This is a genomic window from Cupriavidus phytohabitans (assembly GCF_000426345.1).
GTDB lineage: Bacteria > Pseudomonadota > Gammaproteobacteria > Burkholderiales > Burkholderiaceae > Cupriavidus.
In genome coordinates this window covers 46,645-68,763 of record NZ_AUFE01000026.1, presented here as the reverse complement: position 1 = coordinate 68,763, position 22,119 = coordinate 46,645, and the positions used below count along the sequence as shown (strand labels likewise).

The following is a 22,119-nucleotide window of genomic DNA, read 5'->3' as shown; positions in this document are numbered from 1 at the left end:
CGGCCGCATCGACTGCCGGCATCAATCGCTGGCATTTCCGTCCGCGCGCGGCGCCGGATGCACTCAGTCGGCCAGGCCGCTAGCGTCGATGTGGCCAAGCGCCTCGGTCACCGCGCGCCGCGCCTTGAGCACGTAGCAGACCTTGCGTTCCTGGATCGACAGCGCCAGCACGTCGGCCTGCACCAGCTCCTGGAACAGGTGGCCGGCGCGCGCCAGGCTGACCTGCGCGATGTGGGCCAGGTCGGCCGCGGGCAGCCCGTTCTCGCCCGCGTCGAGCAGCGCGCGGCACACGCGGGCCCGCGCGGGCTCCGTCATCAGCGCAAGGGTTAGGGTACTTTCCTGGGTCTCCATGGCCACACCTCGAACGTCCGGCGCGCCGGCCCGGTGCTGCCGGGCGGCGGCCGGGCGGGCGCAGTGTCTCCACGTTCTACGCGGGCCGGCGCGCAAACGCAATAGGGTGCAGCCACCCTGGCGCAAACACTGGTGCGATGACAACAAGCGCACCCGCCAGCCGCATTCGGGGGATGCGCGGGCGCGGCGCCGGGTGCAGGGGCGCCGCGCCACGCCTGCGTCAGGCGAGCACGAACGGCAGCTGCCGCTGCCGCTTCCCGGTCAGCCGGAACAGCGCATTCGCCACCGCCGGCGCGATCGGCGGCACGCCCGGCTCGCCCAGGCCCGTGGGGTTGTCCTGCGATGGCACGAAGAACACGTCCACCACCGGCGCATCGGTGATACGGGGCGGCGGGAAGTCGGTGAAGTTGCTGTTCTTCACGGCGCCGTTCTCGATCTCGATGGCAAACCCCGGCTTCGTCATCGCCAGCCCGAACACGCAGCCGCCCTGGATCTGGGCTTCGGCCGACAGCGGGTTGACCACGCGGTTGGCATGCACGCCGGCGGTCACGCGGTGCACGCGCGGCTCGCCCTTCACCAGCGACACGTCGACCACATAGGCCACCACGCTGTTGAACGACTCGTGGACCGCCACGCCCCACGCGTGCCCCTTGGGCAGCTTGCGCTTGCCGTAGCCGGACTTGTCCACCGCCAGCTGCAGCGCGGCGCGATGGCGCGCGTGTTTCTTTTCGTCGAGGCGCGCCAGCCGGAACGCCACCGGGTCCTGCTTCGCGGCCGCGGCCATTTCGTCGGCCAGCGTTTCCTTGACGAAGGCGGTATGCGTGTTGCCGACCGAGCGCCACCACAGCACCGGCACGTCCACTTGCGGGTGATGCACCGACATCTGCAGCGGCAGGTCGTAATCGTTCTCGACGATGCCCTCGGTCATGGTCGCGTCGACGCCGTTCTTGACCATGAACGGTTCGAACGGCGTGCCCTTCAGGATCGACTGCCCGACCACGGTGTGCTGCCAGCCCACCACCTTTCCCCGCGCATCGAAGCCAATGCGGGCGCGGTGCAGGTGCAGCGGACGGTAGTAGCCGCCGCGGATATCGTCTTCGCGGCTCCACACCACCTTGAGCGGCTCGGCATGTCCGGCTGCCACCCAGGCCTTGAGCACATTGGCCGCTTCGACAAGGTAGTCGGAGGTCGGCACCGCGCGCCGGCCGAAGCCGCCGCCGGCCATCATGGTGTTGAGCACGACCTTGTCGGGCGACAGGGCCAGCGTGCGCGCGATCGCGGCCTGGTCGACGGTCTGGAACTGCGACCCCACCCACACCTTGACCGCCTGCAGCTTGCCGCCGGACACCTCGGGCTGCAGCGTGCAGTTGAGCGGCTCCATCGGAGCGTGCGCGAGGTACGGGAAGCGGAATTCCGCATCGATCTTGCGCGCGGCACCGTTGATGGCCGCATTGATATCGCCTTCGCCAGCGCGCGCCACCGTACCCGGCTGCGCGGCCAGCTTCGCATACTCGTCGAACAACGCCTGCGACGACACTTTGGAGCCCGCGTCTTCCCACTGGATCTCCAGCGCGTCGCGGCCCATCTTGGCGGGCCAGTAGCCGCTGCCGACCACCGCCACGCCGGTGCCGCCGCGGTCCACGGGCACCTGCATCACGCCATGCACGCCCTGCACCGCGCGCGCCTTGTCGGCGTTGAACGACTTCACCTTGCCGCTGAAGCGCGGCGGGCGTGCGACCACGGCCACCACCATCTTGTCGAGCTTCGTGTCGATGCCGAACGGCGTGGTCGCCGCCAGCTTGCCGCGCGCGTCCAGCCGCTGCGTGGGCTTGCCGACGATGCGGAACTGCGCCGGGTCCTTCAGCGTGACCTGCTGCGGCACGGGCAGTTCCATCGCGGCCTGCGCCAGTTCGCCGAGGGTGGCGCGGTGGCTGCCTGAGGTGAGCACGCCCTGCTCGACCTTGATGCCGGCCGGGTCGACCTTCCACTTCTGCGCGGCCGCGCTTACCAGCATGGCGCGGGCGCGCGCGCCCAGCTCGCGGTACTGCTGGAACGAGTGATTCAGCGCGGTCGAGCCGCCGGTCATCTGCATGCCGAAGGCGGGATCCTTGTACGCGTCGCCCGCGGGGGCCAGCGTCGCGCGTACGTTGCGCCAGTCGGCGTCCAGTTCTTCCGCCAGCGCCATCGGCAGCGCCGTATGCACGCCCTGGCCGAATTCCAGCCGGTTCACTGCCACCGTGACGGTATTGTCCGGCGCGATGATCAGGAAAGCCTGCGGCGCCGACGGCGCCTTGGGCTTGCCCGCCTCCTGCGCCTGCGCCAGCGGCGCCACGCCCAGCGCCAGCCCGCCGCCGGCCAGGCCGGTGAGTTTCAGGAAACCGCGACGGCTCAGCGTGGCGATGCCGCCTTGCGCCGTGCCGCAGTTGTCGCCCTGGACGCCCTGGACGCCCTGGCCACCGTGGCCGCCGGCCAGTGCTTCAATGCCTCGGATTCGCATGATCGGTTCCTCCCGTTCAGGCCAGCGCGCGCGCGGCGTCCTTGATCGCCGCGCGGATGCGCTGGTACGTGCCGCAGCGGCACAGGTTGCCGGCCATGGCCTGGTCGATGTCGGCGTCGGTGGGGCGCGGCTTGCTGCGCAGCAGGCCGATCGCGCTCATCACCTGGCCGTTCTGGCAGTAGCCGCATTGGGCGACATCGTGCCTGACCCACGCGTCGAGCACGGCGCGGCCGACCTTGTCGGTGTCCACGCCTTCGATGGTGGTGATGCTGGCGCCCGCCGCTGCGGAAACCGGCGTCACGCAGCTGCGCGTGGCCTGGCCGTTGATATGCACGGTGCAGGCACCGCACGCGGCCATGCCGCAGCCGAACTTGGTGCCGGTCATGTCGAGGTTGTCACGCAGCGCCCACAGCAGCGGCGTGGACGGATCCACGTCGACCGTGCGGGTCTTGCCGTTGACGTTGATGTTGAGGGTGGTCATGGGGGACACTCCTTGGGTACGTTGCCCACTGGTCATGGCGTGTGCCCGGGCCCGCGCGCCGTCCGCGCCGGCAAGGGCGGCGCATGGCGAACGCGTGAGGATGCGGGGGCACTGCCCGTGCGCGCAGCATGGCGCACGGGACAAGTGAGGATAGTGCAATTCCGGTCACCTTGCCGGAGGCATTGCGACCCGCATTGGGGCGAATGATGCGCCTACGCGCGCTACGACGGTTTTTGCACGAACTTTGTGCATACGGCCGTTGTCCCTCATGGATTCATCGCTTGCGGATTCCTGCCGCTGAAACAGTGCCGCCGACTATTCCAGAACGCCACCATCCGGTGACGGGTACGCCAGCACCGCCACGCGCCGCGCGGCCCGCTTCTAGTTCCCGCGCCGCCGACGCTCCCGCCACCTCCCGCACCTCCCCTGCCATTGCCCGGCTCGACAGCATCCAGGCGCTGCGCGGCCTGGCCGCGGCCTTCGTGGTCGTCTACCACTCGGGCCTCGCGCTGGGCGGGGCCGACGCCCCCGTGCTCGGCTGGCTGACCACCAATGTGATCAAGCGCGGCCATGTCGGCGTCGATGTGTTCTTCGTCATCAGCGGCTTCATCATTGCCTGGGTCGCGGTGCTGGCGCGGCCGCGGCCGGAGCGCCCGCTCAGCTTCCTGGTCCGCCGCGCGTTCCGGCTGGCGCCGCCGTACTGGGCCATGTCGGTGCTGCACGCACTGCTGCTCAACCCGGTGACGCCGGCGCTGTTCGCCGCGTCGCTGGCGTTCCTGCCCACCACCACCGCGCATGCGCCCTATTACGGCTATCCGGCGCTGTACGTGGGCTGGTCGCTCAACTATGAGATCGCGTTCTATGCCGCGTTCGCGCTCGGGCTGCTGCTGGCCGGGCGGCGCGCGCTGTGGGTGGTGCTGGCACTGTTCGCGCTCTCGACACTGGTGCTGCCGTGGTGGCGCTTCGGCACGCTGGTCGGCGATCCCGCACAGGGCTACCCGTTCGCGTCGCCGTGGCTGGCGATGGCGAGCAACCCGCTGGTGCTGGAATTCCTGCTCGGCTGCCTGCTGGCCTGGGCCTATGCGCGCTGGCGCCACCTGCTGACGCCGCCGGTCGCGCTGGCGATGCTGGCCACCGGCTGCGCGGCGTTCGCGCTGTCGCTGCCGCTGGTCGGCCCGGACTTCAGCCTGGCCGGCCGCGGCGTGCCGGCGGCGCTGCTGCTGGCGGGCGCGGTCGCGGCCGAGCATACCGGCATGCTGCGCGTGCCGCGCGCGCTGGTGTGGCTGGGCGAGCTGTCGTACGCGCTCTACCTGGTGCATCCCACGGTGATCGAAGGCGTCAAGCGGCTGATGCCCGAGCTGACGCCGGACCAGACCGGCCTGCAGCTGCTGCGCTTTGCCATCGACGCGGGGCTGGCGCTAGGCCTGGCGTTGCTGCTGCACCGCTGGGTGGAGCTGCCGGGCATCGCCGCGGGACGCCGGCTGGCAAGGCAATGAGGCGCGCTTTCAGCGCCGCGGCATATCCGCGAGGAAGAGGTACAGCGCCGTCAGCTCGGTATCGTTCATGCGCCCGAACGAGTCGAACGGCATCACGCTGCTGATCTGCGAGCCGTCGGGCCGCTTGCCGCTGCGCATCATCTCGATGAACGCCCCGGCCTGGCCATAGCGCGACATGGCGCCGCCCGAGACCGGGCGCAGGTCGGCGGCCGGCGGCCAGTCGGGCGGCGCGCCGGGAATCTTGCCGCCGCTGAAGTCGTGGCCATGGCAGCCCAGGCAGGCATTGGCGACATAGCCGCCATACTGCGCCGTGGGCGCCGGCGCCTGCGCCGGCTGCACCGGCAGGCTGTGGTCGATCTTGGAAGCCGCGTCCCGCACCATGCCCACACCGTACAGCGCCCGCACCATCCATGGCAGGCTGACTTCGGCGGGCGCGCCCATGCCCGGCGGCAGGCTGCGCAGGTAGGCCACCAGCGCACTGAGGTCTTCGTCGCTGAGGCGGTTGTAGTCCTCGCTCGGCATGATCAGCAGCGGCCGGCCCGACGGCGCCACGCCATGGCGAACGCTGCGTACCCAGTCCTCGGCGCGGTACGCGGCGATGGCGGGATTGGCGCGGGTCAGGTCGGGCGCGCGCACGCGCAGGCCGTTGGGATCGTCGAACACCTGCTTGCCGCCGGCGCCGGCGCCGTGACACTCCATGCAGCCGCGCGATTCATAGAGGTACTTGCCGTGGGCGATGGCGGCTGGGTCGTCGCGCAGGGGCAGCGGCGCGACCTGCACCGCCACGATCCGCGACGCCTTGCGCTCGCCGACCCAGACCGCGGCATACGCCAACACCGCCACGACGGCGGCCACGCCGGCCAGCCCCCACGCCGCCACTCGCAGAACACGCGCCATCTTCGCTCCCCTGTCCGCCGCACTGGATGCAGCAGGATGCGTCCAGCGGAGGGGGGGCTGTCGGTGGGCCAGGCCACACAGGCGCGCCTGGGACGCCCGGCGCGCTCAGGCCAGCCCGGCGGGGGCCCGGTCGATAAAGCCCGTCATGCGCGCCAGCCGGCCGTCGGCGGCAACGGTGGCGAAATCGGTGCCGACCACCAGCGCGGGCGCGCCCGCGGGCCCCAGCTCCCAGCTGAAGCGCAGGTTCCCGCCATGCGCGTCGACGGGGCTGACGCGGGTGAAGCGGAAACCAGGAAACTTGCCTTGGACCGCCGCGATCATGGCGTCGATGCCGGCATGGCCGTCGCCGCGCATCAGCGGATCGACATAGCTGGCCGATTCGGTCCACGCCAGCGCGATCAGTTCGCGGCGGCGCGCGGGATCGGTTTCGTTCCAGGCGGCGAGGTAGCGGTCGGCGAGCGTGGCGGGATCGGCGGGCATGGTGGAAGCGGTGGACTGGGAAGACTCGACGGCAGCTGACATGGTGTTCTCCTGTGTGCTGGTTGGGGTTCCGGTCGGCCCGGCTGGCAGGCCATGGCTGCATGATGGATGCCGCGGCGGAGCGCCGCGATTACCCGCGAGGTCATCGCCGGCCTTCGCCGCACTCCGGTCCCGCCCCGCCGCCTACCAAAAAACCGGCGCGAACACCAGTGGCAACAACGCCCACGGCAGCCTGCTGTCCGGCTTTTGCCCGGGTGCCCATCCCCGTTACAGTTGCCGCTACGCTGGGCGGCAGTCCGTCCGCGCGCCTTGCCGGGCCGATACTGCCCCGGCAAGGCGCGCCAGACCTGCCGCCCGGGCCCGACCGATTCGCACCGTCCTTTGCACCGCACCCGTCCATGACGCCAGATACGGCCCCGCCGAGCCACCAGGCCGCCACCGTCCATTCCGCCGCGCAGCGCCGCTGGCAGCCGCTGCTGCTGGCCGGTGCCGGCTATTTCGCCCTGGCGGCGGCGGGCCTGTGGCTGGCGCGGCTGCCGGGCAACGTGGCCGCGGTATGGCTGCCCAACGCCTTCGCGCTGGGGCTGCTGCTGCATCGCCCGCGTCGCGAGGCGCCGTGGCTGCTGGCCGGCATGCTGGGCGCGAACCTGCTGGCCAACCATGCCGCCGGCGACAGCACCGCCAGCGCGCTGATGCTGGCCGGCGCCAACCTGGCCGAGATCCTGTGCGCCACCGGCCTGCTGCGGCTGCTCGACCGGCACGCCGGGCTGCTCCGCCACGGGCCGCTGGCGTCGTTCGCGGTGATGCTGGCGGTCGCCGGCATCGTCGCGCCGGCGCTGGGCGCCAGCGCGGGTGCCGCGGCCATCGCGAGCCTGCACGGCACTGCCTTTGCGTCGGTGTGGTGGACCTGGTGGCAGGCCAGCGCGCTGGGCATGGCGCTGCTGCTGCCGATGATGCTGTCGATGACGCCCGGGCGCGTGCGCGCCGCCTTCGCGCGGCCAGCGCTGGTGCCACAGGCCGGCCTGCTGGCGCTGTGCCTGGCGATCGGCGCGCTCGCGCAATGGCAGGGCAACGACCCGTTTGCCGCGATGTCGCTGCCGCTGGTGCTGGTGGCGCTTGCCGGCAACCCGTTCGCCACCGCGCTGCTGACGCTGGTGGCGACACTGTCGCTGCAGGCGCTGATGCTGGCCGGGCACCACCATGAAGCGGTGCCGCTGTCGGCCGCGGTGATCATGGTGTTCCCGGTCTGCATCGCCTACCTGACCGAACAGAACCGCCATGGCCGCGCCAGCCTGCGCAGCAGCGAGCAGCGCTTCCGGCAGGCCATGGAGCATTCGGCGATCGGCATGGCGCTGGTCGGCATGGACGGCCGCTGGGAGACCGTCAACCGCGCCATGACCGAGCTGCTGGGCTACAGCGCCGAGGAATTGCGCGCCATCACCTTCCAGCAGCTGACCCACCCCGACGACCTGACCGACGACCTGCGCCAGGCGGCGATGCTGGTGGACGGCAAGATCGAGTCCTACCGCATGGAGAAGCGCTACCGCCACAAGGACGGCCAGTACCGCTGGGCGCTGCTCGCGGTCTCGCTGGCGCGCGACGAGCGCACCGGCGCGCCGCAGCACTTCATCGCCCAGGTCGAAGACATCCATGCGCGCAAGCTGGCGCAGGAAGAACTGGAACGGCTGTCGCGCCGCATCCAGCTGGCGGTGGAGGCCGGCGGCGTCGGCATCTGGGAATGGGACTTCGCCAGCGCCGTCATCACCTGGGATGCGCGCATGCACGCGCTGCACGGCACCGAGCCCGCACAGGGCGCGCCGCAGGCCGGGCAGTGGATCGCCATGCTGCACCCGGATGACGTCAGCCGCGTCAGTGCCGAGATGCGCCAGGCCATCCGCGGCGCCGCGCCGTTCGACACCGAATACCGTGTCCGGCGCCCCGACGGCGCGGTGCGCCATGTGCGCGCCATGGCCATGGTCACGCGCGGCGCCGACGGCATGGCGCATGCGCTGGTCGGCACCAACTGGGACATCACCGAGCAGCGCCGCCTGACCGAGGCACTGTTCGAAGAGAAGGAGCGCCTGCATATCACGCTGCGCTCGATCGGCGACGCTGTGATCTGTACCGACGCCAGCATGCACGTCACCTTCATGAACCCGATCGCCGAGCAATTGACCGGCTGGACCATGGGCAGCGCCAGCGGCTTGCCGCTGGAGCGGGTCTTCCGCATCGTCGACGAAGCCACCGGCGATCCGATCCCCAGCCCGGTCGAGTCCTGCCTGCGCACGCTGACGCCTGCCTACCTGCAGGACGGCGCGGTGTTGCAGAGCCTGACCGGCGAACGCCACGACGTGCAGGACTCCGCCGCGCCGGTGCTGACCGGCGCCGGCGAGGTGCTGGGCGCGGTGCTGGTGTTCCAGGACATCACCACCGCGCGCGCGCTGCAGCGCGAGCTGGCGCGCTCGGCCATGCATGACGCGCTCACCGGCCTGCCCAACCGCACCTGGTTCGAAAAGCGCCTGCGCGAGGCCTGCGACGCCGCGCGGCTGCATGGCCACCGCGCCGCGCTGTGCTTCATCGACCTGGACCGCTTCAAGATCGTCAACGACACCGCCGGCCACGGCGCCGGCGACGTGCTGCTGCGCGAGCTCGGCTACCTGATCCGCAACCATGTGCGCCCCGACGACCTGCTGGCGCGGCTGGGCGGCGACGAGTTCGCGCTGCTGCTCAAGGACTGCACCGTGGACCAGGCCGAGCAGGTCTGCGAGGGTGTGATCGATGCCATCCGCGGTCGCCGCTTCCCATGGGAAGGCCGGGTCTATGACGTGGGGGCCAGCATCGGCATCGCCGCGATCGACCGTGACGTGCCGCCCGTCAGCGAACTGATGAGCCGCGCCGACGTCGCCTGCTACGCCGCCAAGGCCGCGGGCCGCAGCCGGGTCTCGGTCTACCGGCGCGACGAGAGCGACGCGCGCCGCCACCATCGCGAACTGGAAGTCGCCGCGGGCATCCATTCGGCGCTGGAAGCCAACCGCTTCCGCCTGTTCGCGCAGGAAATCCGCGCTCTGCAGCCCGCCGGCAAGGGAAGTGGTGAACATCGCCACATCGAAATCCTGGTGCGCATGGTCGACGAGAACGGGGAAATGATCCTGCCCGGCGCCTTCATTCCCGCCGCCGAACGCTACGACCTGATGGGCCACGTCGACCGCTGGGTCATCCACAATGTGCTGCACGGCTACGGCGAGCGGCTGCGTGCGGTGCCGGGGTTGTCGGTGTCGATCAACCTGTCGGCCAACTCGCTGGGCGAGCCGTTCCTGCTGCCCTTCCTGCATGCCGAGCTGGATGCCAGCGCGCTGCCCGCCAGCCGGATCCGGCTGGAGATCACCGAGACGGCGCTGATCAACAACATGGCGGCGGCCAACCTGCTGGTGACAGACATGCGGCGCGCGGGCTGCACCGTGTCGCTCGACGACTTCGGCTCGGGGCTTTCGTCGTTTGCGTACCTGAAGCAGTTTCCGGTCGATTTCCTGAAGATCGACGGCAGCTTTATCCGCCAGCTTGCCGACAACGCCGTGGACCGCGAGATCGTCAGCTCGATCAACGATATCGGCCACCGGCTTGGCGTGAAGACCGTGGCGGAATGGGTAGAGGACGAACGCACGCTCGACGCGCTGCGCGCGATCGGCGTCGACTATGCGCAGGGCTATGCGATCGGGCGGCCGACACCTCTCGATGCATTCCTGCAAACGTGCGGGCCGCGCGGCGTCGAACAACAGCAGGGGGCGTGATACATTCGGCGGCTGTCGCCACCCGGGGGAAACCGTTGCCGCTCGCATCCACGCCCGCGCCGCTCTATGCGCGCGTCAAGCAACACATCAGCAGCAGGATTGCTGACGGCAGCTGGCCGCCCCACCATCGGGTGCCCTCCGAGGCAGAACTGGTGGAAGCGCTGGGCGTCAGCCGCATGACCGTGCATCGGGCGCTGCGGGAGTTGACCGCGGAGGGGATGCTGGTGCGGCTGCAGGGGGTGGGGACGTTTGTGGCCGAGCCCAAGCTGCGGACGGCGCTGTATGCGGTCAACAATATTGCGGATGATATTGCTGCGCGGGGGCATCGGCATTATGCGCGTGTGGTCAGCGTGCAGGAGGAACGCGCCGGCGCGGCGCAGGCAGTTGCGCTGGATGTGCCGCTGGAACAGCGGGTGTTTCACTCCGTGATTGTTCATTACGAAGATGATGTGGCGATTCAGCTGGAGGATCGTTATGTCAATGCGTTGGTTGCGCCCGATTATCTTGAGCAGGATTTTTCGCGGGAAACGCCCTACCAATACCTGACGCGCGTCGCGCCGCTGACTGAAGGGGAGCACGTTGTGGAAGCCGTGCTGGCGCATCCCGAGGAATGCGCATTGCTGGACATCGACAAGGGCGAGCCGTGTTTGCTGATCCGGAGGCGGACATGGTCTGCCGGAAGGGTCGTGACGTCTGTCAGGCTGGTGCATCCGGGGTCGTTGCATCGGCTTGAGGGGCGGTTTACCTCATGATTTTTTTCGCCGCGGCTTGGCATCTGGCGGATATTTGATATGCCCTGTTCCGCCCTGAAGGGCGGGTAACTCTTTGTCCGAGCGACAAAGAGTCACCAGAAAGCGCGTTTACGGCCCTGCGGGCGGCCACTCTTATCGTAGTGTGCCGAGGCTTTTGTACGGGGCTTTGCTTCGTTGCATGGCAGGAACTGCCTGCCGCCGTGGTGCGCCACGGTGGCAGGGATTGGCGCGGTGGTTGAACGAGCCCAGAGCTGTGGGTGGCCCCTGCTACCAGCGGCAACGTAGGAACGCCTACGGCTGCGCTGCGCGCGGGCAGTATCTCAGGTCATGAACTCGGGCACAGAACGCGTCGCTGCTCGCTTGGCGCTATCGCCGGTGAATCCGCAAGCCTTTCCCTTGCCCGCTTGTTTGCTCCCCTCTCCCGCCTGCGGGAGAGGGGCCGGGGGTGAGGGCCAGCGCCCCCACGAAGTAAAGAAGGCCAAATCGCCGTCCAGCCACCCATCTTTTTTGTCGCGCGGACAAAAAGTGCCTTACCAGCTACGCCGACCATATATGCGAGCTTAGGCTCCCGGCAAGCGACCGCAACTCCACAGCCACACTAAACGATGTCAAAACTACGGGATAACCCCGATACATCCTTACCTGTATATACAAGATTATACATGCCTATGCGTCGCCCAAAAAGCGACACCCCCAAGGCAAAGCAAAGAGACACCGAAGGAGCCCGTCCCATGACCACCACCCGCTTCCGCGACACCGAAATCCGCGCCGCCCGCGGCACCAAGCTCACCGCCAAGAGCTGGCTGACCGAAGCCCCGCTGCGCATGCTGATGAACAACCTCGACCCCGAGGTCGCGGAGAACCCGAAGGAACTGGTGGTCTACGGCGGCATCGGGCGCGCCGCCCGCAACTGGGAATGCTATGACCGCATCGTCGAAGCCCTGACCCGCCTGGAAGACGACCAGACCCTGCTGGTCCAGTCCGGCAAGCCGGTCGGCGTGTTCCAGACCCACCGCGACGCTCCCCGCGTGCTGATCGCCAACTCCAACCTGGTCCCCCACTGGGCCAACTGGGAACACTTCAACGAACTCGACGCCAAGGGCCTGGCCATGTACGGCCAGATGACCGCCGGCAGCTGGATCTACATCGGCAGCCAGGGCATCGTGCAGGGCACGTATGAAACCTTCGTCGAAGCCGGGCGCCAGCATTACAACGGCAACCTGAAGGGCCGCTGGGTGCTGACCGCGGGCCTGGGCGGCATGGGCGGCGCGCAGCCGCTGGCCGCGACGCTGGCCGGCGCCTGCTCGCTCAACATCGAATGCCAGCAGAGCCGCATCGATTTCCGCCTGAAGACCCGCTATGTCGACGAGCAGGCCACCGACCTGGACGACGCGCTGGCCCGCATCGACCGCTACACCTCGCAAGGCAAGGCCATCTCGATCGCGCTGTGCGCCAACGCCGCCGAAGTGCTGCCCGAACTGGTGCGCCGCGGCGTGCGCCCCGACATGGTCACCGACCAGACCAGCGCGCACGACCCGCTCAATGGCTACCTGCCGGCAGGCTGGACCTGGGACGAGTACCGCGAGCGCGCGCAGCGCGAACCCGCCGTGGTGGTGAAGGCCGCCAAGGCGTCGATGGCCGCGCACGTGCAAGCCATGCTGGACTTCCAGAAGCTGGGCGTGCCGACCTTCGACTACGGCAACAACATCCGCCAGATGGCCAAGGAAGAAGGTGTGGCCAACGCCTTTGATTTCCCCGGTTTCGTGCCCGCCTATATCCGCCCGCTGTTCTGCCGCGGCATTGGCCCGTTCCGCTGGGCCGCGCTGTCGGGCGATCCGCAGGACATCTACAAGACCGACGCCAAGGTCAAGGAACTGATCCCCGATGACGAGCACTTGCACCGCTGGCTCGACATGGCGCGCGAGCGCATCAGCTTCCAGGGCCTGCCGGCGCGGATCTGCTGGGTCGGCCTGGGCCTGCGCGCCAAGCTGGGCCTGGCGTTCAACGAGATGGTCCGCAGCGGCGAGCTGTCGGCGCCGGTCGTGATCGGCCGCGACCACCTGGACTCGGGTTCGGTCGCCAGCCCCAACCGCGAGACCGAGGCCATGCAGGACGGTTCGGACGCCGTGTCCGACTGGCCGCTGCTGAACGCACTGCTGAACACCGCCAGCGGCGCGACCTGGGTTTCGCTGCACCATGGCGGCGGCGTGGGCATGGGCTTTTCGCAGCATTCCGGCGTGGTGATCGTGTGCGATGGCACCGATGAAGCCGCCGCGCGCATCGCCCGCGTGCTGCACAACGACCCCGCCACCGGCGTGATGCGCCATGCCGACGCCGGCTACCAGATCGCCGTCGACTGCGCCCGCGAGCAGGGCCTGGACCTGCCGATGCTGCGCGACTGACCAACGCTCAAGAACCCAGCGTTTGCGCCCCTCTCCCACTGGCGTGGGAGAGGGGCGCAAGCCAACGCATTCCTGCAGGAGACAACCGCATGCCATCCGATATCACTGCGCCCGCCTACGATGGTGTAGCCGGCGCCCAGGCCGGCGCCCACACCCCAGCCCTGTCACGCACGCGCGCCATTGCCGCCATCACCATCGGCAATGGCCTCGAGTTCTACGATTTCGTGGTCTACAGCTTCTTTGCCACGCTGATCGGCCGGCTCTACTTCCCCGTCGACAACCCCACCGGCCAGCTGCTGATGTCGTTCGCCACCTTCGGCGTCGGCTTCCTGATGCGTCCGCTCGGCGGCCTGCTGATCGGCATGTACGCCGACCGCGCCGGCCGCAAGCCGGCGGTGGCGCTGACGCTGTGGCTGATGGGCCTGAGCTCGCTGATCTTCGTGGTCACGCCGCCGTACGCGCAGATCGGCATCCTCGCGCCGATCATGGTGGTGATCGCGCGGCTGGTGCAGGGCTTTGCCATCGGCGGCGAGATGGGCGCTTCCACCGCACTGCTGCTGGAATACGCCGATGACCGCACGCGCGGCTTCTATACCGCGTGGCAGCCGTTCAGCCAGGGCCTGGCGGCGCTGCTGGGCGCGATCACCGGCCTGGTGCTGAGCAATGTGCTCGCGCCGGCCGACCTGGAAGCATGGGGCTGGCGCCTGGCCTTCCTGATCGGCATCCTGGTGATCCCCGTCGGCCTGCTGATCCGCCGCCGTCTGGAAGAGACCGCCGCCCCCGCGCGCCACGGCGAGCACGCCGCGCAGTGGCCGCTGCTGCGTGCGCACGCACGCGAGGTGCTTGCCAGCATCCTGCTGATGATCGGCCTGGCCTCGTCGACCTACATCGTCGTCTACTACATCAGCAACTACGCCGTGAGCGTGCTGAAGATGCCGCTGTCGCTGAGCATCTGGGCCGCGTGCATCGCCGCGCTGGTGCAGGTGGCGCTGTCGCCGTTCGCCGGCTGGCTTGCCGACCGCATCGGCCGCAAGACCGTGGTGCTGTGGTCGCGCGTGGCGCTGCTGGTGATGATCTACCCGGCGTTCGTGCTGATCAATGCCGAGCCGTCGCTGGCGCGCCTGCTGCTGGTGGTGGGCTGCCTGTCGGTGCCGATGTCGATGACCGCGCCGGCGTCGATGGTGCTGGTCAGCGAGGTGCTGCCGCAGCGCCTGCGCGCCACCGGCCTGTCCATCGCCTATTGCGTGGCGATCGCGATCTTCGGCGGCTTTGCGCAGTATTTCTCGACCCGGCTGATGCAGATCACCGGCGACGCCAACGCGCCGGCGCTGTACGTGATCGGCTGCGGCCTGGTCTCGCTGATCGGCCTGGCGATGGTGCCCGAAACCCTGGGACGCCGGCTGAAATGAGCGACCTGGCTGAACTCGCGCAGGCCAGCGACACGGTCTGGCGCGGCCGGCGCGATGCCGGCGAGGCCGGCGATACCCGCCGCCTGTTCGACATCGTCGGCGGCGCGGCCACGCCGCGCACACCCGGCGTGCCGGTGCTGCTGGGCTTCTGCTGCGATGCCGGCGTACTGCGCAACCAGGGCCGCCCCGGCGCCGCCGGCGGCCCGCGCGAGATCCGCCGCGCGCTGGCGGGCGTGCCGGCGCACGGCATCGGCCGCCTGATCGACGGCGGCGACATCCATTGCGACGGCGATGCGCTGGAAGACGCGCAGCAGCGGCTGGGCCAGGCCGTCGCCGCCGAACTGGCGGTAGGCGCCTGGCCGCTGGTGCTCGGTGGCGGCCACGAGGTGGCCTGGGGCACGTGGCAAGGCCTGCGCACGCACCTGGATGCGCACGGCGACCGCGGCCGCGTGCTGGTGGTCAACCTTGACGCGCACTTCGACCTGCGCGGCAGCCGGCCCGCCAGCTCGGGCACACCCTTCGACCAGATCGCCATCGACTGCCAGCGGCGCAGCCTGCGCTTCGACTACGCTTGCCTGGGCGTAAGCCGGCTCGGCAATACGGCCGCGCTGTTCGGGCGCGCCAGCACGCTGGGGGTGCGCTATGTCGAGGATGTGGACCTGCAGGAGCGCCACCTCGACGCACGGCTGGCCGCGCTGGATGAATGGGTCGCGGAGGCCGACCATGTCTACCTGACGATCGACCTCGACGTGCTGCCCGCCGCAGTGATGCCCGGCGTGTCGGCACCAGCGGCCTACGGCGTGCCGTTGCCGGTGGTAGAGGCCATCGCCACGCGGCTGCGCGACAGCGGCAAGCTGCGCGTGGCGGATATCGCGGAATTCAATCCGCTGTACGACCGGGATGGGTGTGGGGCGCGGGTGGCGGCAAGGTTGTGCTACAGGCTGCTGGGTGGGTAACGGCAGCACCAAACGCACGAACTGGCCAAAGCAAGATGCGCCCAAGCCGCCCGAACTAGCCTAAGGCAAGGTGCACCCAAGCCGCCCGAACTAACCTAAGCAAGGTGTTCTCCCTCTCCCCTCAGGGGAGAGGGTTGGGGTGAGGGGTGGTCTAGCCAGGCACCACAACAAGCAAGGCCTTCGGTTCTAGCCCACGGGCGTCAGCCGTGGACACTCCGGCCCTCTCCCCCGGCCCCTCTCCCGCCCGCGGTGTACAGACCGGAGAGGCGAGCAAACCAGCGGCAATTTACCCCCTCCAGCTTCTCCAGCCCCCTCAAAATCCCCGGGTTTACACCTACACCGCCATTCGGATTCCCGAACGCCACTCCCCACCGCCCGTCCGGATCCCCGAATAGTGCGCCGGCATCACTTCATTTTCTCCTTTTAATTCAACGGTTTGCATAGCCAGAGCGCGCCCCTTCGCCTGGCACGCCGCGTGCAATATAGGCCGCCGCTAACAGCGCCCAGACAGGTCGGCCGGCACGTTTCCCAACGCGCCGGCCCCGCCAAAAAACAAAGGAGGAAACACATGACTGACCCCGCCTTGCCCATCCCCCCTCTCGCCGCCCGGGCGACTCGCTGGCACCTGTTGCCGCGCTGAAAAAAAATCCGCATGGCCCGCGCGGCGCCCTCCAGAGCCGCTCGCCATTCCGACATACCGACGTCCGCCCCTGTCCGCGGGGACCGGACGCACAGGCCTGATCCACGATGAAACTGAATCGACTGCCCACCCTGATCTTCATTGCGATGCTGCTAGGCGTGCTGGTCGGCACCGCCGCGCACAACATGTCGCCGGACGCCGCCACCGCCAAATCGATTGCGGACCACCTGTCCATCCTGACTGACGTGTTCCTGCGGATGATCAAGATGATCATCGGCCCGCTGGTGTTCGCCACGCTGGTGGCCGGCATCGCCAGCATGGGCGACGGCCGCGCCGTCGGCCGCATCGGCATGAAGGCGATGATGTGGTTCATCGCCGCCTCGGTCACCTCGCTGCTGCTCGGGCTGGTGATGGCCAACGTGCTGCAGCCCGGCCACGGCATGAACCTCGCGCTGCCGGCGGCGGACGCTGCCTCGAACCTGAAGACCGGCGCGCTGAACCTGCGCGACTTCATCGCGCACATGTTCCCCAAGAGCTTCGTCGAGGCGATGGCGCACAACGAGATCCTGCAGATCGTGGTGTTCTCGCTGTTCTTCGGCTTCGCGCTGGGCACGGTCAAGGACGGCGTGGGCAAGCCGGTGCTGGAAGGCATCGAGGGCCTGGGCCACGTGATGCTGAAGGTCACCAACTACGTGATGGCGTTCGCGCCGGTGGGCGTGTTCGGCGCGATCGCGGCGGTGATCACCGCGCAGGGCCTGGGCGTGCTGGTGGTCTACGCCAAGCTGCTGGGCAGCCTGTACCTGGCGCTGGCGCTGCTGTGGGTGGCGCTGATCGCCGGCGGCTACTTCTTCCTCGGCCGTGACGTGTTCCGCCTGCTCAAGGGCATGCGCGCGCCGCTGATGATCGGTTTCGCCACCGCCAGCAGCGAATCGGCCTACCCGAAGGTGATCGACCAGCTGACCCGCTTCGGCGTCAAGGAGCGCATCACCAACTTCGTGCTGCCGCTGGGCTACTCGTTCAACCTGGACGGCTCGATCATGTACACCTCGTTCGCCGCGCTGTTCGTGGCCCAGGTGTATGGCATCGAACTGTCGCTGAGCCAGCAGATCACCATGCTGCTGGTCCTGCTTGTCACCAGCAAGGGCATCGCCGGCGTGCCGCGCGCCTCGCTGGTGGTGGTCGCCGCCGTGCTGCCGATGTTCGGCCTGCCGGAGGCCGGCATCCTGCTGGTGCTGGGCATCGACCACGTACTCGACATGGGTCGCACCGTGACCAATGTGCTCGGCAATGCCATTGCCACCGCCGTCGTCGCCAAAAGCGAAGGCGCCATCGGCGCGCCGGTACTGTCCGACGAGGATGAACCCGTCGTCGCGGATACCACCACCGGCCTGGCATCGGTCCAGGCCATGGCCGGCAAGTAACACAGCCTGCCAGGCGTGCCAGGGCCCGGTTGCCGACAAGGCAACCGGGCCTTTTTGCATCCATGACACGGGCACGCTCGTGCCGGTGTGGTAAAAGTAGGCACCCGCGCCGCCCGGATCCCCGAAAAGACTGCCATGGATCACTGTCACGCCGGCGCGGCCGCTTCGCCCTTGCCTGACCAGACTTCCTGATGACCGGCCCGCTCCACCCTCCCGGCGATACCCCGCACGCGCCCGCCGCCACGCCTTCCACGCCCTCGCGCCTGCCCCACGGCCTGCGCGGCGCCGCGCCGCTGCTGGCGTTGCTGGCGCTGGCCGTGCTGATCGGGCTGGCCGGCGCGCTCGGCTACCGCTACAGCTACGACAACGCGCTGGCGCGCCAGGCCGAGCGCGGCCAGGTGCAGCTGCGCCTGTACACGCAGGCGCTGGAGAGCGAGCTGGCGCACTACGACTACGTGCCCGGGCTGCTGTCGCTGGACGAGCGCATATCCGGACTGCTGCTGCGCCCGGACGACCCCGCGCGCGTGGCCCGCGCCAACGAATACCTGAGCTCGCTCAATGCCCGCGCCGGCACAAGGGTGGTCTATGTGCTGGACGCCCACGGCAAGGTGCTGGCCACCAGCAACTGGCAGCGCCCCGACAGCTACGTGGGCGAGGACCTCAGCTTCCGCCCCTACTTCCAGGCCGCGATGGAAGGCCAGCTCGGCCGCTTCTACGGGGTTGGCACGACGCGCAGCGAATCAGGCTACTACCTGTCGGCGCCGCTGGGCGAGCGCGACAACCCGGCCGGCGTGGCAGTCGTCAAGATCGGGCTGGAGCCGCTGGAAAACCGATGGCAGGGCGCCGACAGCCAGATGCTGCTGAGCGACGAGAACGGCGTGGTGATCCTCGCCTCCGACCCGTCGTGGAAGCTGGCCGCGCTGCGCCCGCTGTCGGACGAGGCGCGCCAGCGGCTCTCGCGCAGCCTGCAGTACAACCGCGCGCCGCTGCCGCAGCTGCCGCTGGTCTCGGTGCGCAAGCTTGCGAACGGAAACGGCGGCAGCAGCGACGAGCTGGTGCGCCTGCGCAGCGGGCCGCCGATGCTGGCGCAGCACGCCGCCCTGCCCGGCACCGACTGGCAGTTGACGCTGCTGACCAATACTTCGCAGGCGCGCGTGGCGGCGCTCAACAGCGCCGCGCTGGCGGGCGTGCTGACTGCCTTCGTGCTGCTGCTGGGCTCGGCCTGGAACGTGCGCCGGCGCATCGTCAACGAGCGGCTGGCCGCGCGCGCCGCGCTGGAAGCGGCCAACAGCGAACTGGAGCGCAAGGTGGCCGAGCGCACCGCCGACCTGTCCGCCGCCAACCACCGGCTGCAGGCCGAGGTGACCGAGCGCATCCGCGCCGAAACCGTGCTGCGCCAGGCGCAGGACGGCCTGCTGCAGGCCGGCAAGCTGGCCGCGGTGGGCCAGATGTCGACCGGCATCGCGCACGAGCTGAACCAGCCCCTGGCGGCGCTGCGCACGCTCTCCGGCAACACCGGCAAGTTCCTCGAGCGTGGCGACTATGGCACCGTGCGCACCAACCTCGACACCATCATCGGGCTGGTCGAGCGCATGGGCCGCATCACCGGCGCGCTCAAGTCGTTCGCGCGCAAGTCGGGCAACGGCCGCCGCCAGGCCCGGCTGGGCGAGGCGGTCGACAACGCGCTGTTCCTGCTGCAGACGCGCGTGGACGCCGTGCAGCCCGAACTGCAGCGCGACATCGACCCCGAGCTGGCCGTGGTCTGCGACCCCAACCGGCTCGAACAGGTGCTGGTCAACCTGCTCGGCAACGCGCTCGATGCGGTCATCGGCCGGCCCGCGCCGCGCATTGCGCTGCATGCGCGCGTGGCCGGCGGCATGGTCCACCTGACCGTGCGCGACAACGGCGCAGGCCTGTCCGAAGAAGCCTTTGCGCGGCTGTTCGAGCCGTTCTTCACCACCAAGCCCGCCGGGCAGGGGCTGGGGCTTGGCCTGACCCTGTCGGCCGGCATCCTCAACGAGAACGGCGGCAGCCTGTCCGCCGCCAACCACCCCGACGGCGGCGCCTCCTTCACGCTGGCGTTGCCGCTGGCGCCGCACGAGACGAGGGCACAGGATCCCAGACATGCCGGCTGAACTGACCGTACTGATCGTCGAGGACGATGCCGACGTGCGCCTGGGCTGCGAGCAGGCGCTGCGCCTGGAAGGGCTGGCCACGCGCGGCGTGGGCAGCGCCGAGGCGGCGCTGCGCGAGGCCGGCCCCGGCTACGCCGGCGTGGTGGTCAGCGACATCCGCCTGCCCGGCATGGACGGCATGGCGCTGCTGGCGCAGCTGCGCGAACGCGACCCCGCGCTGCCGGTGATCATGATCACCGGCCACGGCGACGTGGGCCTGGCGGTACAGGCGATGAAGCAAGGCGCCTACGACTTCCTGGAAAAGCCGTTCTCGCCCGAGCAGCTGGTCGATGCCACCCGCCGCGCGCTGGAGCAGCGCCGGCTCGCGCTGGAAGTGTCAGAACTGCGCGAACGTCTCGCCGGACGCGAAAAACTCGAAACCCGCCTGATCGGCCATTCGCCCGCGGTCGAGCGCTTGCGCCGGCTGATCGCCGACCTCGCCGGCACCGACGCCAACGTGCTGATCCACGGCGAGACCGGCACCGGCAAGGAGCTGGTGGCACGCTGCCTGCACGAGGCCAGCCAGCGCCATGCGCGCCACTTCGTCGCCATCAATTGCGGCGGCCTGCCCGAGCAGCTGTTCGAAAGCGAGATCTTCGGCCATGAAGCGGGCTCGTTCACCGGCGCCGCGCGCCGCCGTATCGGCAAGATCGAGCACGCAGAAGGCGGCACGCTGTTCCTCGACGAGATCGAGAGCATGCCGATGCCGCTGCAGATCAAGCTGCTGCGCGTGCTGCAGGAGCGCGTGGTGGAGCGGCTCGGCTCGAACCAGCCGGTGCCGGTCAACGCGCGCGTGGTGGCGGCGACCAAGGCCGATCTGCGCGCGCTGTCCGATGCCGGCCAATTCCGCGCCGATTTGTACTACCGCCTGAACGTGATCACGCTCGAGCTGCCGCCGCTGCGCGAGCGACGCGAAGATGTGCCGGCATTGTTCGAGCATTTCGTCGCGCAGGCGGCGCTGCGCTTCGAGCGAGAGGCCATGCCCGCCAGCGCGGCCGAGCTGGCGGCGCTGGTTGCCTACCCCTGGCCGGGTAATGTGCGCGAGTTGCGCAACCTGGCCGAGCGGCACGTCCTGGGGCTGGGCTGCAACCCGGGCCAGGGCACTGCCGCCCCGGAAGCGCTCCCGCTGGCGCAGGCGGTCGAACAGTTCGAGCGCGCGCTGATCGCCGATGCCATGCGCAGGCACGACGGCAACCTCAGCCGCGCCAGCGAGGCACTTGGCGTGGCCAAGACCACGCTGTTCGACAAGGTGCGCAAGCACGGCCTGCAAGACCGGTAGCGCCGGTCCCGCATCCTGCATGCATCATGCCGTGACAGATGTGGTCTGGAGCGTCGGCTGAATTCAGCCGACGCAACAAAGATGACAGTAGCGCGGGGAACCACCCCGGGCAGCACGGTGTCTCCAGTTACTGACAGCGAGTTCCGCGGCCGGCCACGGTCTTCAGTGTGCGTTGAAAAACAAAAGTTCGATGAATTTGTAGTTTTTTCTTACTGATTACCTGACCTTTGCGGCATATTATGGGCTTCCGGCAAATCCGGACCCGGGCATGCAAAGCAATCAACTGCAGGCAGTCTGCGGGAAATGACAAAAGCGTCAAATCGACGATAAATAATCGTCCGGCCGGCGGGTGATCGGGCCAGGACACTGGGTCAGTCAACCATTGGCAGTGACAATACGCGGCGCAGGTGCCTTGGTACCGCGTGCGCCTTTCCGGCGCGGACTGCCTTCAGGACTACGGGTGATTGGATGAAACTGGATCCGGCACTGGCTGAAAAGCCTTACTACAGTACGCGTACAGCGGCAAAACTTCTCAATGTCTCGCTGGGCACTGTCCAGAAGATGGTAGAGCGTGGCGAGCTTGGCGCCTGGAAGACCAACGGCGGCCATCGGCGCATCCACAAGGAAACCGTGCATCGCCTGCTGGCGACGCGCATCGGACCCGAAGCCGCGGCGCCCCATGGCCTCGACCTGGTGGTATTCCACCCCAACCACCAGGAAGCGCAGCGCATCCACGGCCAGCTGGGCAAGTGGGGGCTGCCGCTCAAGAGCGTGGTGGTCGACGATGTGCTCGACACCGTCATTACCTCGGTCAGCGCGCATCCGCGCGTGGTGCTGTACTACGTCGACGAGCTCAACGACGCCGAGTCGGCCACCGTCGAGAAACTGCAGAATTTCTTTGCCAGCCAGCACGTGATCTTTGCGGTCATCACCAATCGCCAGGCCTATGAAGGCGTGGCCGACGCGCTGCAGCACTGGGGCATCATGGTGTTCCTGAAGACGCCGTCGCTGGAAGAGGTGAAGGGCTTCCTGCGCGCCCAGCTGATGATGGGGCGCGCCGGCTGAGTCCGGGCGCTCCGGCCCGGAGCGCGTCACG

Annotated in this window: 15 protein-coding genes; 10 read left to right on the top strand and 5 right to left on the bottom strand. The window is 69.0% G+C overall.

From position 1 onward, the window contains the following. Positions 1–63: 63 nt before the first annotated feature. From K309_RS0119370 to K309_RS0119360, 3 genes are all read right to left on the bottom strand, one after another. Positions 64–351, bottom strand: coding sequence for a helix-turn-helix domain-containing protein (locus K309_RS0119370; RefSeq protein WP_029047969.1), 288 nt, complete (start codon positions 349–351; stop codon positions 64–66). Positions 352–571: 220 nt separating this feature from the next. Beyond that, positions 572–2,848 (bottom strand): xanthine dehydrogenase family protein molybdopterin-binding subunit, encoded by a 2,277-nt coding sequence (locus K309_RS0119365; protein ID WP_029047968.1) that lies wholly within the window; start codon positions 2,846–2,848, stop codon positions 572–574. A 16-nt stretch (positions 2,849–2,864) separates the two neighbouring features. Beyond that, a complete protein-coding gene (locus tag K309_RS0119360; protein ID WP_029047967.1) occupies positions 2,865–3,329 on the bottom strand; it encodes a (2Fe-2S)-binding protein in 465 nt (154 codons plus the stop codon). 431 nt (positions 3,330–3,760) lie between these two features. Between K309_RS0119360 and K309_RS0119355 the strand changes: the two genes are divergently transcribed. After that, positions 3,761–4,825 (top strand): acyltransferase family protein, encoded by a 1,065-nt coding sequence (locus tag K309_RS0119355; RefSeq protein ID WP_029047966.1) that lies wholly within the window; start codon positions 3,761–3,763, stop codon positions 4,823–4,825. A gap of 9 nt (positions 4,826–4,834) precedes the next feature. Here the strand turns inward: K309_RS0119355 and K309_RS0119350 are convergent, their stop codons facing one another. Both K309_RS0119350 and K309_RS0119345 read right to left on the bottom strand, forming a co-directional pair. After that, positions 4,835–5,722, bottom strand: coding sequence for a c-type cytochrome (locus K309_RS0119350; RefSeq protein WP_029047965.1), 888 nt, complete (start codon positions 5,720–5,722; stop codon positions 4,835–4,837). A 105-nt stretch (positions 5,723–5,827) separates the two neighbouring features. Next, on the bottom strand, positions 5,828–6,202 hold the full coding sequence (locus tag K309_RS0119345; RefSeq protein ID WP_035877908.1) for a nuclear transport factor 2 family protein: 375 nt from the start codon (positions 6,200–6,202) through the stop codon (positions 5,828–5,830). A gap of 398 nt (positions 6,203–6,600) precedes the next feature. Between K309_RS0119345 and K309_RS0119340 the strand changes: the two genes are divergently transcribed. From K309_RS0119340 to K309_RS0119300, 9 genes are all read left to right on the top strand, one after another. Beyond that, positions 6,601–9,990, top strand: coding sequence for a diguanylate cyclase (locus tag K309_RS0119340; protein ID WP_051320517.1), 3,390 nt, complete (start codon positions 6,601–6,603; stop codon positions 9,988–9,990). Between the two features lie 35 nt (positions 9,991–10,025). Continuing rightward, entirely contained in the window at positions 10,026–10,742 is a 717-nt protein-coding gene (hutC, locus tag K309_RS0119335) for a histidine utilization transcriptional repressor HutC (protein ID WP_029047962.1), read from the top strand. 731 nt (positions 10,743–11,473) lie between these two features. Further along, entirely contained in the window at positions 11,474–13,144 is a 1,671-nt protein-coding gene (gene hutU / locus K309_RS0119330; protein ID WP_029047961.1) for a urocanate hydratase, read from the top strand. Positions 13,145–13,233: 89 nt separating this feature from the next. After that, entirely contained in the window at positions 13,234–14,553 is a 1,320-nt protein-coding gene (locus K309_RS0119325; protein WP_029047960.1) for an MFS transporter, read from the top strand. After that, positions 14,550–15,509, top strand: a complete 960-nt coding sequence (gene hutG, locus K309_RS0119320; RefSeq protein ID WP_029047959.1) for a formimidoylglutamase — start codon at positions 14,550–14,552, stop codon at positions 15,507–15,509. The genes K309_RS0119325 and hutG overlap by 4 nt, the downstream gene beginning before the upstream one ends. Positions 15,510–16,256: 747 nt before the next feature. After that, positions 16,257–17,570, top strand: coding sequence for a dicarboxylate/amino acid:cation symporter (locus K309_RS0119315; protein WP_029047958.1), 1,314 nt, complete (start codon positions 16,257–16,259; stop codon positions 17,568–17,570). Positions 17,571–17,761: 191 nt separating this feature from the next. Further along, positions 17,762–19,705, top strand: a complete 1,944-nt coding sequence (locus K309_RS0119310) for a sensor histidine kinase (RefSeq protein WP_029047957.1) — start codon at positions 17,762–17,764, stop codon at positions 19,703–19,705. After that, a complete protein-coding gene (locus K309_RS0119305; protein ID WP_029047956.1) occupies positions 19,695–21,023 on the top strand; it encodes a sigma-54-dependent transcriptional regulator in 1,329 nt (442 codons plus the stop codon). The genes K309_RS0119310 and K309_RS0119305 overlap by 11 nt, the downstream gene beginning before the upstream one ends. 468 nt (positions 21,024–21,491) lie before the next feature. Then, the gene (locus K309_RS0119300) at positions 21,492–22,088 is read left to right on the top strand and encodes a helix-turn-helix domain-containing protein (RefSeq protein ID WP_029047955.1); all 597 of its coding nucleotides are present in this window, start codon (positions 21,492–21,494) and stop codon (positions 22,086–22,088) included. The last annotated feature ends 31 nt before the right edge of the window (positions 22,089–22,119 follow it).